The 16,964-nt window shown below is 44.3% G+C and carries 16 protein-coding genes; 9 read left to right on the top strand and 7 right to left on the bottom strand.

Annotated elements, in window-relative coordinates; genetic code table 11:
• Positions 1–118: 118 nt before the first annotated feature.
• The 5 genes from A3762_RS20915 to phoU all read left to right on the top strand — a co-directional run bounded on the left by A3762_RS20915 (position 119) and on the right by phoU (position 6,866).
• Positions 119–1,078 carry a PstS family phosphate ABC transporter substrate-binding protein gene (locus A3762_RS20915; protein ID WP_068757454.1) on the top strand — a complete coding sequence of 320 codons (960 nt, stop codon included), beginning with the start codon at positions 119–121 and terminating at the stop codon, positions 1,076–1,078.
• A gap of 136 nt (positions 1,079–1,214) precedes the next feature.
• Positions 1,215–3,485, top strand: coding sequence for an ABC transporter permease subunit (locus A3762_RS20910; RefSeq protein ID WP_068757450.1), 2,271 nt, complete (start codon positions 1,215–1,217; stop codon positions 3,483–3,485).
• A 10-nt stretch (positions 3,486–3,495) separates the two neighbouring features.
• Positions 3,496–5,160, top strand: coding sequence for a phosphate ABC transporter permease PstA (gene pstA, locus A3762_RS20905; protein ID WP_197469461.1), 1,665 nt, complete (start codon positions 3,496–3,498; stop codon positions 5,158–5,160).
• Positions 5,161–5,255: 95 nt separating this feature from the next.
• Positions 5,256–6,110 (top strand): phosphate ABC transporter ATP-binding protein PstB, encoded by an 855-nt coding sequence (gene pstB, locus A3762_RS20900; protein WP_068501653.1) that lies wholly within the window; start codon positions 5,256–5,258, stop codon positions 6,108–6,110.
• A 33-nt stretch (positions 6,111–6,143) separates the two neighbouring features.
• A complete protein-coding gene (gene phoU, locus A3762_RS20895; protein WP_156493642.1) occupies positions 6,144–6,866 on the top strand; it encodes a phosphate signaling complex protein PhoU in 723 nt (240 codons plus the stop codon).
• Positions 6,867–6,932: 66 nt separating this feature from the next.
• On the opposite strand, the gene A3762_RS20890 is transcribed toward phoU, so the two are convergent.
• Positions 6,933–7,703, bottom strand: a complete 771-nt coding sequence (locus tag A3762_RS20890) for a TerC family protein (RefSeq protein ID WP_068757448.1) — start codon at positions 7,701–7,703, stop codon at positions 6,933–6,935.
• A 136-nt stretch (positions 7,704–7,839) separates the two neighbouring features.
• Between A3762_RS20890 and A3762_RS20885 the strand changes: the two genes are divergently transcribed.
• Positions 7,840–8,652: an ABC transporter substrate-binding protein gene (locus A3762_RS20885; protein WP_068756987.1), complete on the top strand. Its 813-nt coding sequence runs from the start codon at positions 7,840–7,842 to the stop codon at positions 8,650–8,652.
• On the opposite strand, the gene A3762_RS20880 is transcribed toward A3762_RS20885, so the two are convergent.
• Together A3762_RS20880 and A3762_RS20875 are read right to left on the bottom strand one after the other, a co-directional pair.
• A complete protein-coding gene (locus A3762_RS20880) occupies positions 8,642–9,004 on the bottom strand; it encodes a histidine triad nucleotide-binding protein (RefSeq protein WP_068475666.1) in 363 nt (120 codons plus the stop codon). The two genes, A3762_RS20885 and A3762_RS20880, sit on opposite strands and share 11 nt — an antisense overlap.
• 11 nt (positions 9,005–9,015) lie before the next feature.
• Entirely contained in the window at positions 9,016–10,293 is a 1,278-nt protein-coding gene (locus A3762_RS20875) for an FAD-dependent oxidoreductase (RefSeq protein WP_068757446.1), read from the bottom strand.
• Positions 10,294–10,395: 102 nt separating this feature from the next.
• Here A3762_RS20875 and A3762_RS20870 point away from each other — a divergent pair, with 102 nt between their 5' ends.
• Positions 10,396–11,763, top strand: a complete 1,368-nt coding sequence (locus tag A3762_RS20870; RefSeq protein ID WP_156493641.1) for a Do family serine endopeptidase — start codon at positions 10,396–10,398, stop codon at positions 11,761–11,763.
• Here the strand turns inward: A3762_RS20870 and A3762_RS20865 are convergent.
• A complete protein-coding gene (locus A3762_RS20865; protein WP_068482213.1) occupies positions 11,760–12,272 on the bottom strand; it encodes an aminoacyl-tRNA deacylase in 513 nt (170 codons plus the stop codon). The two genes, A3762_RS20870 and A3762_RS20865, sit on opposite strands and share 4 nt — an antisense overlap.
• Before the next feature lie 256 nt (positions 12,273–12,528).
• Positions 12,529–13,371, bottom strand: a complete 843-nt coding sequence (locus A3762_RS20860) for a mechanosensitive ion channel family protein (RefSeq protein ID WP_068482215.1) — start codon at positions 13,369–13,371, stop codon at positions 12,529–12,531.
• A gap of 159 nt (positions 13,372–13,530) precedes the next feature.
• Here A3762_RS20860 and A3762_RS20855 point away from each other — a divergent pair, with 159 nt between their 5' ends.
• Complete coding sequence (locus tag A3762_RS20855) at positions 13,531–14,121, top strand: methyltransferase (protein WP_231878884.1); 591 nt, start codon at positions 13,531–13,533, stop codon at positions 14,119–14,121.
• Between the two features lie 71 nt (positions 14,122–14,192).
• On the opposite strand, the gene A3762_RS20850 is transcribed toward A3762_RS20855, so the two are convergent.
• Positions 14,193–14,816: an RluA family pseudouridine synthase gene (locus A3762_RS20850; RefSeq protein ID WP_068501467.1), complete on the bottom strand. Its 624-nt coding sequence runs from the start codon at positions 14,814–14,816 to the stop codon at positions 14,193–14,195.
• A gap of 73 nt (positions 14,817–14,889) precedes the next feature.
• Here A3762_RS20850 and cysZ point away from each other — a divergent pair, with 73 nt between their 5' ends.
• Positions 14,890–15,630 carry a sulfate transporter CysZ gene (gene cysZ / locus A3762_RS20845; protein ID WP_068482225.1) on the top strand — a complete coding sequence of 247 codons (741 nt, stop codon included), beginning with the start codon at positions 14,890–14,892 and terminating at the stop codon, positions 15,628–15,630.
• Here the strand turns inward: cysZ and phoR are convergent.
• Positions 15,627–16,928, bottom strand: a complete 1,302-nt coding sequence (phoR, locus tag A3762_RS20840) for a phosphate regulon sensor histidine kinase PhoR (RefSeq protein WP_068757438.1) — start codon at positions 16,926–16,928, stop codon at positions 15,627–15,629. The two genes, cysZ and phoR, sit on opposite strands and share 4 nt — an antisense overlap.
• Positions 16,929–16,964: the final 36 nt, after the last annotated feature.

The raw sequence follows: 16,964 nt of genomic DNA, 5'->3' as shown, positions 1-16,964 counted from the left end.
TTTGATAATTACAAAGCATTGTCATATTTATGTCATAAAGCCGCCCTATATTGCATCCCCATTGAAGCGTTAAACAATTAATCAATCGAAACTAAATCAAATATCACGGGAGATGATAATGAGATTTAAGAAACTAATTGGTGCAATGGCACTGACAGCTTTTTCAGGTGTTGCAACAGCGCAAGTCGATGCAGACCTACCTGTATACGAAAAAGCGAGCGGCGTATCTGGTAACTTTTCTAGTGTAGGCTCAGATACTCTAGCTAACCTAATGACACTTTGGGCAGAAGACTTTAAGCGTAACTACCCAAATGTAAACATTCAGATTCAAGCGGCGGGCTCTTCTACTGCGCCACCAGCATTGACTGAAGGCACATCTAACATGGGCCCAATGAGCCGTAAGATGAAGGACAAAGAAATCGAAGCCTTCGAAAAACGTTACGGTTATGCACCAACACCAGTTGCAGTAGCTATTGATGCTCTTGCCGTATTCGTCAATAAAGACAACCCAATCAAAGGTATGAACATCGCTGAACTAGATGCGATCTTCTCATCAACTCGTAAATGTGGCTTCGATAGCGACGTAAAAACATGGGGTGATGTAGGTGTTGAAGGTTCTCTTGCAAACAAGGGCATTCAACTATTCGGTCGTAACTCAGTATCTGGTACTTACGGTTACTTTAAGAAGAAAGCACTATGTAAAGGCGACTTCAAAAACAACGTAAATGAGCAACCAGGCTCAGCGTCAGTTGTTCAGGGTGTATCTGAGTCAATCAATGGTATTGGTTACTCTGGCATCGGTTACACAACTGCATCAGTGCGCGCTCTTCCACTAGCGAAGAAGGGCGACAAATATGTTGAAGCAAATGCTGCAAACGCTGTAACAGGTGCTTACCCACTTTCACGCTTCCTATACGTATACGTGAACAAAGCGCCAAATAAAGCACTTGATCCAACGACTGCTGAGTTCTTGAAACTTGTAATGTCTAAGCAAGGTCAAGAAGTTGTAGTGAAAGATGGCTATGTGCCACTTCCTGCAAAAGTTGTTGAGCGTCAGTTCAAAGAACTAGGTCTATAATACGCCGTAGATAACTAGTTAAAGACAAAACCTCCCGCCATATTTGGTGGGGGGTTTTGTCGTATAAGCAGACTATGAATTTACATTGTTATACAATTTGCGAAATTTAAATTCTCTCAATTGTCGGTATTAATTTATGAGTGAATCACCAACGCAGCCAACACTAGACTTCAACACTCCGAAGCTAGTTAGGCATCGTAAAAACAGAAAGTTAAAAGACAAGCTTGCCAGTGTCTCTATTGGGGCTGGCGGCATTAGCGTCATCGTAGCAATCACACTTATCTTCTTTTATCTTCTTTATGAAGTGGCACCGCTATTCACCAGTGCCGAAGCAGAGCGTGTTGCTACCTACGATGTTCCAGAACAAGCTGCAGGAAGCACAATTTTTAGTGGTACAGAAGAGCAAGGCGAGAAAGCTTTTCGTGTAACTGATCAAGGAAAGGTAGTTTTCTTTAACACAATAGACGGGAGCATTGATAATCTTGTATCTCTCCCGATTCCCGAGGGAGTTGAAGTATCTAGCGTCGCCAACGCAGATCCTGCTTCTCGCAAATTCGTACTTGGCCTAAGTGATGGTTCTGCTCTGGTATTGCAGCACAGCTATAAAATCACTTACCCCAATGACCAGCGCAAGATTGAACCTTTTATTGAATATCCATTCGGCGAAGAGGCTATGCAGCTATCTGAGAATGGCGAGCCTCTGAAAGAAATTTCTATTGCCTTAAGTGACGGCGCACTAATGGTCGTCGCGGTAACAGAATCGAATGCCTTGGTTGCAAAACAATTCGAACAAGAAGAAGACTTTTTGAGCGGTGAAATACGTTTAGTGCCTGAAGAAGTTGATCTCCCACAACTTGATGTCGCACCTAAATTTATCATTGCTGAACCTGCGATGCGCTTTGTATTTGTCGGTACAAATGACGGACATATCCAGGTTTTAGATCTCAATGCAAAACGTGAAAATATCGTCAACGGCACCATCAAAGTGGGTGACGAAAATACTTTAATTGACGATATGACCTTACTACTGGGTGGTGCTTCCATCTTGGTCTCCGACAGCCAAGGAAGCACCTCGCAGTGGTTCATGGTACGCGATGAAAACAACAAGTATCGTCTTGAAAACATTCGTACCTTTGAAGCCGTCGGCGGTAAGATCGCAGCGGCAGATATTGAACAACGTCGTAAGGGTTTCTTAATCGCCAACACTGAAGGCACGATTAAGTTTTACAACAGTACTGCGCATTCCACTGCATTGACTATTAGTGCAGACGCAGCCGTTAAAAATCTTGCTATTGCACCACGCGCCAACAAACTTCTTGTTGAAACCACGGATGGAAAAATGCAGTGGTGGTTAGTGGATAACGAGCACCCTGAAATTTCCTTCTCAGCACTTTGGGGCAAGGTTTGGTATGAGGGTTATGAAGAGCCAGATTACATTTGGCAATCTTCAGCAGCGAATAATGACTTCGAACCAAAATACAGCTTATCCCCTCTTGCATTCGGTACCTTAAAAGCAGCGTTCTACGCGATGCTTGTTGCAACGCCTCTAGCAATCTGTGGTGCTTTGTATACCGCATACTTCATGTCACCGGGTTTACGTCGTAAGGTAAAACCATCAATCGAATTGATGGAAGCATTACCTACCGTAATTCTAGGTTTCTTGGCAGGTTTATTCTTCGCACCGTTTATGGAAGAAAACCTTCCTGGCGTATTCGCAGTACTCATAATCACCCCGATCTTCATCCTTCTATTCGGCTTTATATGGAGTAACTTACCCTCCAACATTCGTCGTTTAGTGCCTGATGGCTGGGACCCAGTGCTGCTGATTCCTGTCATTATCTTTGGTGGTTGGCTTGCCATGGCGCTCAGCCCAACACTAGAAGTCGCATTCTTCAATGGTGATATGCGCCTTTGGTTAACGAATGAAGCCGGTATCGATTTCGACCAACGTAACGCCTTAGTCGTTGGTGCAGCAATGGGCTTTGCAGTTATCCCTACCATCTTCTCGATTACAGAAGATGCCGTGTTCAGTGTGCCAAAACATCTGACCCAAGGCTCTCTTGCACTTGGTGCAACGCAGTGGCAAACCATGACACGCGTTATCCTTCCAACAGCAAGCCCGGGTATTTTCTCAGCGGTAATGATTGGTATGGGTCGTGCGGTCGGTGAAACCATGATCGTACTGATGGCGACTGGTAACACCCCGATCATGGACATCAATATCTTTGAAGGTATGCGTACTTTGTCAGCAAACATTGCTGTCGAAATGCCTGAATCAGAAGTGGGTAGCACGCACTACCGCATCTTATTCCTCGCAGCCTTTGTTCTATTCCTGTTTACCTTTGTCGTAAACACCTTTGCAGAATTTGTGCGCCAGCGTCTTCGCAACAAGTACAGTGTGATTTAAGGAGTCTATTGTGCGCGTATCAGTTAAAAAATGGTTTAAAAACGGCGACCCATGGGTTTGGTTCAACGCCGGTGCTGTTGCCATCAGCATGGTTATGGTTTTCGGTCTTCTTTGGTTGATCGCAAGCCGAGGTCTTGTCCACTTCTGGGCTCACGATGTGATGCAAGCAGAAGTGACAGCTAAAAATGGTGATCGTTACACCATCATTGGTGAACTCGTTGAAACCGTAGAAGTGTCTGCGGATCAACTACGTGATGCTGGATATAGCATTCCTGAAGATCTAGAGCATCTGGATCGTAATCTAATGAAGATTGGTAACCGTGATATTTCAGGTACTGACTTCCGTTGGATTCTTGCTCGTGATTTCTCAAACATCACCTACCCAGAAGACATTATCGTGATGGAACGTCGCGAATGGGGTAATTTCTACGGCTACTTAAATGAAGTCATCGAGAATGACCAAGTTGTCGCTGAAGGTGATCAAGCTTGGCCTGCTCTACAAGAGCGCCTAGATAGAGCTTTGGATATTTATTCTCAAATTCATGATATTGAGAAGAGTGACATTGGTTCTATCAATGCGGGTATCGAACGTCTTCGACTTCAGCAGCGCAAGTTGGAATTGGAAGATCGTTTAACATCGCAAGCACTTGCTGATATTGAAGCTGAGCGAGCAGCATTAAATGCTGAATACGATGGCTTGCAGGGCCGTCTTATCGAGCTTTATGGCCGAATAAACCGCGACAAAGTTCGTGTACAAAGTATGGACGGCACGCAAATCACGGTTGATCTTGCGAAGATCGTTCATGCCTTCCAGCCGAACGCGATGAGTATTGGCGATAAGATCGTTTTCTACATTGCAAAACTCTACGAGTTCATCAGTGACGAACCACGTGAAGCTAATACCGAAGGGGGTATCTTCCCTGCTATTTTCGGTACGGTTTTGATGGTCATTATCATGTCGATCATCGTGACACCATTTGGCGTAATCGCAGCAGTTTATCTACGTGAATATGCCCACCAAGGTACGATGACACGTATCATACGTATTGCGGTAAATAACCTCGCCGGTGTTCCTTCAATTGTTTACGGTGTATTTGGTCTTGGCTTCTTTATCTACTTTGTCGGTTCCGGCGTGGATAAAGCGTTCTTCCCAGAAGCATTGCCGTCACCAACATTCGGTACCGGTGGTCTACTATGGGCATCGATTACACTCGCGATTCTAACGCTACCAGTCGTCATCGTCGCAACGGAAGAAGGCTTGTCACGTATCCCTCGCTCCATTCGCGAAGGTAGTTTGGCACTTGGTGCAACCAAAGCAGAAACCTTGTGGCGTGTTATTTTGCCAATGGCTAGCCCAGCAATGATGACAGGCGTTATCCTTGCTATCGCGCGTGCAGCCGGTGAAGTAGCGCCATTAATGTTGGTTGGTGTAGTGAAGTTAGCGCCATCACTTCCTTTAGATGGTAACTACCCTTACTTGCACTTAGACCAGAAATTTATGCACTTAGGCTTCCATATTTACGATGTAGGTTTCCAAAGCCCGAACGTTGAAGCAGCGCGACCACTTGTGTACGCGACCTCGTTCTTGCTGGTAGCGGTTATCGCTTTACTTAACTTATCAGCTGTTGCGATTCGTAACCGCTTACGTGAAAAGTACAAAGCCTTAGAAATGTAAACACGCTAAACGGAGGCGGTTGAGCCTATTTTGCTCCTGCCTCCCAATTAGCTAAACAACCAAATTTTATTGATAGATTTTTAGAGAAGTTTGATATGACACAAGATTCAAACACAGAGAACACAAACGAACGTACACACGGTATCGACATCAGTAGCCTTCAGCGCTCAGACAATAACCTTCGTCTAGAAGATGAAAAGGTCGCACTTAAAGTTGAAGACCTACGCCTAAGTTATGGTGAAAAAGAAGCGCTACATGGCATCAACATGACGATTCCACAGAATCGTGTAACTGCTTTTATCGGCCCTTCAGGCTGCGGTAAGTCAACGCTATTGCGTTGCTTCAACCGCATGAATGATCTTGTTGATGGCGTAAACATCCAAGGTAAAGTGCTTCTTGAAGGTAGCGACATCTACGATCGTGAAGTCGAAGTAGCAGATCTACGCCGTCGTGTGGGAATGGTATTCCAGAAGCCAAACCCTTTCCCGAAAAGTATTTACGAAAACGTCGCATACGGCTTGCGTATCCAAGGGATCAACAGCAAGCGTGTTTTAGACGAAACTGTTGAATGGTCTTTAAAATCTGCTGCACTGTGGGATGAAGTAAAAGATCGTTTAAACGATAGCGCATTAGGCCTTTCAGGTGGTCAGCAACAGCGTCTTGTTATCGCACGTACCGTTGCCGTTAAGCCAGAAGTACTGCTTCTGGATGAGCCAGCATCGGCACTTGATCCTCTATCAACGCTCAAAATCGAAGAACTCATTCACCAGCTTAAAGACGACTACACCATCGTTATCGTTACCCACAACATGCAACAGGCTGCGCGTGTCTCTGACTACACCGCATTCATGTACATGGGTGATCTCATTGAATTTGGAAACACCGACCAGCTGTTTACAAATCCTGAGAAGAAACAAACAGAAGATTACATCACTGGCCGCTATGGTTAATTCAAGGACGAATAATAAAAGAGGAATATGAAAATGAGCGAACCAACACATGAGACGCACAACCAGCATATCTCGCAACAGTTCAACCAAAACCTAAGCGAGCTGAGAAACCACTTTTTAGCAATGGGCGGTCTTGTTCAACGCCAGATAACAGATTCGGTTGATGCCTTGCTTAACTCTGACACTTCATTAGCTGAGTCTGTTGCAGCAACAGAGAAAAGCGTCGACGAAATGGAGCGTATGATTGACGAAGAATGTACGCAAATCATTGCACGCCGCCAACCTGCTGCAAGCGACCTACGCTTAGTGATTTCAACCGTTAAGATGATTTCTGACCTTGAGCGCATTGGTGATGAAGCCGCAAAAATTGCAAAAATGGCGATTAAATTAAGCGATGAAGGCAAAGCGCCTCGCGGTTACATCGAAGTACGCCACATCAGTCAACGCGTGACTCAAATGGTCAGTGGATCATTAGACGCCTTCGCACGACTTGATGCCAACATGGCCTTGGAAATTATTCGCGAAGATAGTTCTGTTGACGCCGAATATGGCTCAGCGATTCGATCGTTGATGACGTTTATGATGGAAGATCCGCGAAGCATCTCACAAGTACATAATGTACTGTGGGTACTGCGTGCGCTTGAGCGTATCGGTGATCATGCTGCGAACGTTGCAGAATACGTGATATTCATGGTCAAAGGTGAAGATGTGCGCCATATGAAGATTGCTGAAGCTGAGCAATTAATTAGCGAATAAGCACATCAAGCAGATTTGATTGAGGCTCAACTTGGAGACAGGTTGAGCTTTTTTTGGCCAAAATTCTTACTCGAAAGACGAATCGTCAAGTCCATGCTTTCGAGCCAATTGAATGGTCTCGACTTTCTCTACTTTTCTCGAGCGCAACTTAATATTTAGAAGCTCAACCGATAGTGAAAACGCCATTGCGAAATATACGTAACCCTTCGGAATATGTACATCAAAGCCTTCGGCGATTAACGTAAACGCGATCAAGATTAAAAACGACAAAGCCAACATCTTGATAGTTGGGTTTCTATCAACAAACTCGCCAATAGGATTAGCGGCTATCAGCATCACAATCACAGAGGACACAATAGCAATAACCATAATGCTGAGATGCTCCACTAAACCAACCGCTGTAATTACAGAGTCCAAAGAAAAGATCAAATCCAATACCGCTATTTGAACGAGTATTGAGGCAAAGCTAGATGTTGCGAGCATTGTCGTTGACACATCTTTAATCTCAAAACTCCCATGGATTTCATGCGTGGATTTCATCAATAAGAACAAACCTCCGAGTATTAAAATCAGGTCCCTACCGGATATATCGTTATCCAAAACACTGAATAAGGGATCTACTAGCTTCATCACCCAGGCGAGGCTAAATAAGAGCAATAATCGGGAGATCATCGCTAAAGTGATACCAATTTTTCGAGCTTTATTTCGTTGATGTTCTGGCAGTCGCCCAACTAAAACAGAGATGAAAATGATATTGTCGATACCTAAGACAATTTCTAAAGCCATCAATGTCGCGAGTGCGATCCATGCTTCAGGGCTGGTTATCCATTCAAACATTATTCATTACTCAAAATGTCTCGTTGATCAGAAACTCATAGGTGTTAAAAGTAGTACAAAATTTTGCCGTGTAACTTTTGCGATGTAACTACAAAACAAGCGCTATGTTTTATTCTTTCTTTTTAGATCCTTACTCATGAAACGCTTCATTCTTTTACTGATTGGTCTTTATTCAACACTGACTTTCGCAGATCGTCAGGAAATAACGCTTGTGTTTGAGGTAAAAGAAAACCCGCCGTACTACTTAGGCAATGGCCCAGAAATTAATTGGGACAAGCCCGGAATCACCTTATCACTGCTCAAAGACATTGAAGCTGACTTACCCGTGAAATTCACGTTTGAACGCGTACCTTGGGCACGGGCATTGCAAATGGTGAAGGACGGCGAAGCGGATGGCGTGTTCCACTCCAGCTATAAAAAAGAACGTGAAGCTTTTGGTAAATATCTAACCTCAGAGGGGAGCCCTGACCCCACGAAACAAATCATGAGTCAGTCTTATGTCATCTATAAACGCAAAGATAAGACTCTATCGTGGAACGGAGATAGATTTTCAGACAATACCATTAAGATCGGTGCCGTGATTGGTTATGCCGTCATTGACGACTTAAAAGCTTTAGGTCTAGATGTGGTTGAAGTCACGACGCAATCAAGCGGGCTAGAAATGCTTTATCGAGGTCGAATCGATGCTTGGATAGATATTGAAACAATGAGTGACACACGAATCTCAAAATCACCGCATATTGAGGCTATGATAGAAAAGCTAAATAAGCCCTTCATGCAGCGCCCATATTACCTAATGTTTTCGCATCAATTTTACGATGCACATTCGGCGCTTGCTCTGGATATTTGGGATGCGATTGAAGCACAGCATTCAGCTAAGGCATCCCTTCAACTCAGCAAAAACACCAACTCATCAAACTATGAGAAGGTCGGTATGACTAGACCTTAAGCGTATCGGTGTATGGTGGCCAACCTAAAGGCTTACCAGCAAGAATATGCAGATGAATATGGTACACAGACTGACCGCCATACTCATTACAATTCATCACTGCACGATAACCTTGTTCCGCAAATCCTTGCTCTTGAGCGATGTGTTTTGCAACCCAATACAAATGCCCAAGCAATTCTTTATCGCCCTCTTCGATATCGTTAATGGTCGCAATGGGTTTCTTAGGAATGACCAGAAAATGAACGGGCGCCTGCGCCATAATGTCTTTGAAGGCAATGCTGATATCGTCTTCGTACAAGATTTCAGCGGGAATTTCTTTATTAATGATCTTTGTAAATATCGTCTCTGACATTTGAGTTGTCCTTATACGTCACTTACTTTTGCAAGCTTAGGAATACTACCTTGAAGACCTGTAGCGTATTCCAATACTTTTTGTTTCAACGGACCTGAGCGATGTGCAAGCCCTAAACCTATGTTTCGAATAATTTGCACTGGGGCAGAGCGATTACTAAAGCCATAATAAAACGCGTCCATACCACTCATCATGAGTTGATTAAACATACGTCGCTGCTTTTCATAATTCTTTAACACCGCCCGATCTGATAAGGCTTGGTCATTAATCAATGCTTTACCGAGCTCCTCAATCAATACCGCGGCATCCATAAACCCGAGATTAACACCCTGACCAGCTAAAGGATTAATTGTGTGCGCAGCATCACCGGCCAGAACAATACGCTCTCCTGAGTATTGCTGAGCATGTGACTTGGCAAGAGGAAACGAAGCGACCTGAAGAATCTGTTCAATATCAGGTAATTCTTGGGGATATATCGCTTGAAGTTTTTGACGCAGCTCGGCATCAGACAAGCCTTTTAACTGTGTGATAGTATTCGGCGAGTCGTACCAAACTAACGAGCCATAATTAACACCGTCAATGCGCGGTAACGGAAGAAACGCGAGAGGCCCTTCTGGTCTAAAAGCCTGCCAAGTCCCTTGCTCAACTCCGCCTTTATAGGTAATGGATACGACCATAGCGTGCTGAGTATAAGACTCGCTAAACTGACCAATTCCAGCAATTCGACGCATTTGAGATTGCGCGCCATCAGCCCCAACAACCAAATCGGCTGACATGACAGAACCATCGCTCAAAGTAAGCATACGCTTATCAGAACCTAACTCACTCGATTCAATCGTGACGCCACTAACTAACTCAATGTTTGGCAATTCAGCAACACGATCTAGCAAGCCAAGTTGAATCGCATCATTCTCTAGTATGTGGCCTAAATGCTCTCTACCTAAGTCTTGCGCCTCAAAACGGGTCGTGGCCCATGATGTTATATCGGGCAGTTTCGAAACAAACCCTGACTTAGCCGGCATTTCTTTCACCGCTAAATAGGAATAAGCAAGCGCCCTGTCTTTAGGAATATGCGCCCACGCCCCTAGATTTTGTAGCAGCTGCTCACTGGCTAAATGAAGTGCCGATACACGAATCCGAGGAGGTTCTCCACTCTTAATCGATTTTGGTAACGCTCTATCGATTAAGGCGATACGTAAATTATGTTGCGCTAGTCCGCAGGCGATTGTTGCGCCAACCATGCCTGCGCCAACAATGACAACATCTACATGTTTTATCTTGTCTTGCATAATGAACAAATGCCAAGCGATGATGTGCTTGTAAAAAATTGAATGAGACACACATTACATTGATATAGTTTCAATACTAACGTGATGCGAGAGGCCTAGAAAGTGTTTTCTAAACCCTTTATTTCTAAACTGATCATCGTCAACTTGCTAATGCTAAGTACGAGTACTTTTGCTTCAGTACCAGAACGAATCATCAGCGGTAGCTCGGTACCATCTTTGTCTCCAATCGTAGAAAATGCGGCACCTGCAGTCGTGAATATTGCGACCTTCACAATACGACAACAAAGAACAAATCCTTTATTAAACTCCCCCTTCTTCCGACATTTTTTCCAACTACCCGACCAACCTGGTCAAACTAGACGAACACAAAGTGCAGGCTCTGGCGTAATCGTTGACGCAGAAAATGGGTTCATTCTGACGAATCATCATGTCATCGAAAATGCCGATGAAATTAAGGTTACCCTGCAAGACGGGCGGACACTGACAGCCACACTACTGGGATCCGATGAAAAAGTAGATTTAGCCGCGTTAAAGATAGAGGCAAAAAACTTACGCCACATTCCCTTTGCACAAGCTAACTCATCTGCTGTTGGCGATTTTGTGCTCGCGATCGGAAGTCCGTTCGGACTTCAACAAACAGTCACGAGCGGAATTATCAGTGCACTAGGACGCAGCGGCCTTGGCCTTCAAGGTTATGAAGATTTTATCCAAACAGACGCATCCATCAATCCTGGTAATTCTGGGGGAGCGCTCATCAATTTGCGCGGCGAGCTGATCGGCATTAACTCCGCCATCCTTGCACCAGCAGGCGGCAATGTAGGCATCGGGTTTGCGATTCCCTCTGTTGTGGCACAAAGCATCTTAAAACAGTTGATTCTATACGGAGAGGTGAAGCGCGGAGGAATTGGCGCAAGCTTCCAAGATTTAACCGCAGATCTGGCAGAAGCCTTCGGCTTGAATCTTTATCAAGGCGCATTAGTTAGTGAAGTGAAAACTGACAGTGCGGCAGAGCGCGCCGGACTAGTCCAAGGAGATGTTGTTATTGAGGCAAATGAACGGCCAGTTAAAAACGCAGAAGACATGCGAAATCAGATAGGATTAGCGCCGCTGGGTGAAACGTTAAAACTCAAACTGTTAAGAGGTGAAAGAACACTCGAACTAGCCGTCGAAACAGAAGAAATTCCGATACCAGAAATTAAAGGCGTTCAATTACATCCCAGCCTATCAGGTCTGCAACTCCAAGATCTTATTAACCCAGATAAAGAACGGAGTGTCGGCGTCATGGTCATGAACATCGAGGAACGATCAACCGCTGCTTTCCAAGGCTTTGAAATTGGCGATATTATCTACGGAGTGAACAACAAGCGCATCCATAGCATCGAAGAACTCAGTTACTTCATAACCATAAATGCGCCACAGTCATATCACATACGACGACATTATCAGGACTTCGTTATTTACACACGCTAGCCAGCTTTGCGGCGCATCATCCAATCTGGCTTGGAAACACCGATACGTGCGAAACCTTCGCTCAATGTCATGGGTTGAGCGAGCATCTTATAGTCTTTGAAATCCATTTTAATCACTTCGTCATGGCGGCCACCTCTGAAAACGATCGCGCCGCCTTCATTAAAGCCCTCATACATATAAACGGGAATTTCATACATTCGACCAAAAGGAGGCATCGCGCCGACATCGCATTCTGGGAAACGATTTTTAAATTCTTCTTCACTAGCAAGATCTATGAGTTCAGTACCCATTACACGTGCAAATCGATCCATACGAATACGACAAGAAGCTGGAAGGACAATCATAGAGAGCACGCCATCCATAATCACCATAACGGTTTTGGCAACCTGCTCGCTTTTAACATCAACTAAATCTGCAATTTCCTTTGCGGTGTATGCAGGAGAGTGTTCAATCGCTTGATACGTCATATTATGCGCATCGAGGTATTCTTGTAATTGTTTTACCGGCATCGTACTACCTCCACCAATTCGTCTTTTTATTAAGAGCAAAAAGTGTGTCTTTGCGCCCCTAGGTATTGGGGACTACCTAAGAGCGACGAAAGACAAGTAACACGTTACACCTATATTCCAAACTAAAGCGTGACGATGGCCACTTTCAACATTGTGTTTGCGTCACAAAAAAATGGCCATTTCACGAATTTCACAAGTTTGTTTCATTTAAAACAATATCTACCTGAAATTCGTAGGTTAATTATTTCGTTATTATTTAGTCGTTCGATGCTTGATGCAAATATACATCTTGTTGCGGGAATGGAATAGAAATCTGCTCAGCATCAAATGCTTTTTTAATCGCTTCATGCGTATCGAAATAAACGCCCCAATAATCGGAAGTCTTCGCCCAAAGTCTCACGGTGAAATTAACGGAGCTATCTGCAAGTTCACCTAGCACAATGGTTTTCTCAGGATCACTCAAAACGCGTTCATCCGCCGAAACAACGCGCTCTATAATCGCTTTGACCTTATCGATATCATCGGCATAAGCCACGCCAAATACAAAATCCACACGACGGGTTGGCTCATGATTTATATTGATCAGAGAGTCATTCGATAACTTGCCATTCGGAATGACAATCATGCGATTATCTGGGCTAAGCAAAATTGTATTGAAAATCTGAATCTCTTTTACGGTACCGATAAAACCTTGCGCCTCAATCAGATCCCCAACCTTAAACGGCTTAAAGAATAAGATCAGCACACCACCAGCAAAGTTCGACAAGCTGCCTTGCAAAGCAAAACCTACTGCTAAGCCAGCGGCACCTAATACTGCAACGAGTGATGTTGTCTCAACTCCAGCGTAAGCCGCCACCATAATAATGAGAATAGCTTTGAGAAAAATTGATAATAAACTTTTCAAAAAGCTCGCTAATGTTTGCTCTGTTCTTGAGATAAGGTGTTTTTCAGCCACGTTGACAATTCTGCCAATGACCCAAAATCCAACGACTAAGCTAAAGATAGCGATAAGCACTTTAGGCCCATACGCAATTGCTAACTCAACCATCTGATCACTAATTTGATACACTTTTTCTTCGGTAACACTTTCTAACGACATTGCCTGTTCTTCCTTTATTATTACGCTATGAATTTAGAAATATTGATGTAAAGCCGATATTCTTATTCGACACCAACAATGTAGAGCTTTATCAAACAAATGCCAACGATAAACGATCTCGAACTCCAAATGCAAAGAACGCTAAGTAAGGCGCAACTCATGTTCACGCAACTTCCCTTCTGCCAAGAGATATCTCTTGCTTTGTTTGATCCAGCCGTACTTCACGGACCGATTCCTCATGAAGAGGCGCAAGCCATCGTCGCCGAACCCGCATACTGGTCGTTCTGTTGGGCAAGCGGACAAGTTCTTGCAAGTTATATTCATAAGAACCCAAAGTCTGTTCAAGATAAACGCGTTGTTGATATTGGGAGTGGGTCAGGTGTCGTAGCAATCGCTGCGGCGCTAGCTGGAGCAAAAGATATTTTTGCTTGTGATATTGATGACGAAGCGCTCAATGCGGTTCTCGTGAACGCCGAGCACAATAAGGTTCGTGTCGAATGTATCAAGGATTTGGATGAAGTCGATGATATCGACTTACTAACGGCAGCCGATGTGCTTTATGACCGAGACAATCATAACTTATTGGACCAATGGTGTGAGACGAGTAAAGAAGTACTGCTCGCGGATTCGCGTATGAAAATACTCCCCAGTGACAAATTCAAGTTATTGGAAACCCACGAAGCGCGTACGTGGCCAGATCTCAATGAGTTTGAAGAATTTAATCAGGTGAGAATTTACGGATTAGAATAACCAACCCTTCGCTGTCTTCTCATGTGCTGTTCTATACTGTCCTCACCTCGGGATACCAATGGACACATCATTCAAAATGGTGGTTCAGGCGAAAATGTCAGACGCTCCCTTGTCTCGGGGTGCGTAATTCCAAGCTTCCAAGCATGCAACATCAATCTAGTGCTTGCAGCTAAAGCCGATCCCGTTGCATACAAGTTATCACCTAAAATTGGATTCCCCAGTGACATCATGTGGACACGTAACTGATGGGTACGCCCCGTGACAGGCGTAAGCCGCACGCGCGTTCTATCGTTTAAACGCTCTAGTACCTGGTAATCCGTGTGCGCAGCTTTTCCCTCTTCGCTCACCATTTGCTTCGGTCTGTTTGGCCAGTCTGTCATCAAGGGTAATGTCACCTTACCTTGGTCTTCCTCTAGCTGACCAAAAACAAGGGCAACGTAGGCTTTATCGACCTCGCGATCATGAAACTGCCTGCTGAGCTCACGATGCGCATCAGCCGTTTGCGCGAGCACCATTAAGCCTGACGTTGCGCAATCAAGCCGATGCACAATACGTGCAGTTGGATGATCTTGCTGAATGCGTCGCACTAAACAATCTTGCTTATCTGGTCCACGCCCAGGAACACTGAGTAGACCCGAAGGTTTATTCGCAATAATCAGCGTGTCATCCGCATAAAGCGTTTCAGCTTTGTCCAAAGCAGCTCACCAAACAGTTAACGAAAGCGGTATTATACAAACTCAAACAAATTGCAGATACGGAAAATATTCAATGATCAACCGATTCTTTGCGGGCACAAGTTATCTTTTTGAAGGATTCAAAATCGTCTGCTCGCCCGGCTTCAGATGGTTTTTAGCCGTGCCCATCATCGCCAATATCATTCTTTTCTCACTGTTATTTGTATGGGCAAAAGCGCTCTACAACGAAGGCATGACTTACTTAATGTCATGGATACCTGAGTGGTTAGGTTTTCTCGAATGGGCATTTTGGCTCATCTACTTTATCGCGATGATCTTATTAATTTTTTACGCCTTTGTTTCGACCGCTAACTTAATCGGTGCGCCCTTCTATGGCTTTCTAGCTGAAGTTGTTGAAAACAAATTAGCGGGTAAAAAAGACGAGAGTCCATTTACCGCAAAAGAGCTTCTGGCACTGATCCCCAGAACGATATTTAGAGAACTGAGAAAGCTGGCTTATTATTTACCGCGCGTCGCAGCTTTGTTTTTTCTCGGACTTATTCCGGGAGTAAATGCCTTAGTAGCCATTATTTGGATTGTGTTTTCAGGTTGGATGATGGCGATTCAATATGTGGATTACCCTGCCGACAACAATCGCATGTCATTTCCAGACTTACGAAAATTCCTAGCAAAAGACCGAGCCAGCGCATTGGGCTTCGGATTATGCACTTTTGGCTTAACCCTCGTTCCAATCATCAATTTAGTAGTACTGCCAGCCGCAGTATGTGGTGGCGTTGTGTATTGGCTGAAACAACGAGATGCTTATAAGGCTTAATCTTTAGGCGCGACGACTCGCTGATTGGGGAAGTGACAGGTAAACGTACTTCCCTGATCAATCCCGCTTTGTACTTCCAAGTTCGCACCATGGTTGATCAACACGTGTTTTACGATGGCAAGCCCTAAACCAGAGCCTCCAGTATTAGAGTTTCGGCTAGGGTCGGCGCGATAGAAACGCTCCGTTAAACGTGGGATATGAATCGGGTCAAAACCACACCCCGTATCCGTCACTGACAAGTGGCAACCACCATGATCTTGCCACCAGCGGATGACGACAGAGCCTTTTGCTGGCGTATATTTCACGGCATTAAACACGATATTTGAAATCGCAGATCGTAATTGATTCTCAACACCAAAAATATTGGCATTTGAAACAATATCGAGCGAAATTTGATGTTCATTATCCGCACTGAACAGCTCTGCATCATGAAGTACGCTCTCGAGCAATGGCACAATCAATACTTCTTTTTCAGCATGAACGCGATCTTGTGCTTCAAATTTCTCTAACACCAATAAGTCATTAATGATCGCTTCCAAGCGATTCGTTTGTCCTTCCATCGACATTAGGGCTCGATGCCATTTTTCAGGAGCCTCTTCACTATCAATCAGCGTTTCGAGATAACCGCGAATCACAGTTAATGGTGTACGTAGCTCATGCGAGACGTTACTGACAAAGTCACGTCGCATTTGTTCTAAATGATGTAGGCGCGTGACGTCTTGCGCCAAGATCAAACGTTCCTGTTTACCGAACAAAGTAATGTGAATACGAATAATAAGATTGGGATCAGTCGGGGATGTGATTTCTAAAGCGTCATCATATTTCTTTGCGTCAAAATAGGCTTTAAATTCAGGATCTCTTACTAAGTTTGTAACAAGTTGAGCCTGATCTTTATCATCATCAAAGCCAAATAATCGCGTTGCGGCTTCATTCCACCAATCCATTTGCCCCATTTCGTTGGTCATCACAACGGCATCTTTCAGAGCATTCGCCGAATTACGAACACGCTTAATCATTTTGCTTAAGCGCTTACGTGCCTTTTTATTTTGCAATTGGGTGTAATACAAACCTTCAAAAAGGTCTCCCCATAAACCATAACTTTCAGGCACTTCTTTTGGCTTTTTAGTTGGATAGAGCCAAGCATGTAAACGAAGTGCTTGTCGCACCATCCACAAGCTATAGCTCGCAAAGAACACCAGAAGAATAGGAAGGAGAAGGTCCGTGATTAAGCCGAGTAAAACAGCTAGCACAAATGCCCACACTAAATAGCGGACGTGTGCAGACGCGCGTTTATGCATTCGCTTTGCTTCCTTTAAACTCGCACAAAATAGATA

The sequence above is a fragment of the Oleiphilus sp. HI0125 genome, assembly GCF_001635355.1.
The sequence above is the reverse complement of the archived record's forward strand: the minus strand, read 5'-3'. Positions and strand labels throughout refer to the sequence as shown.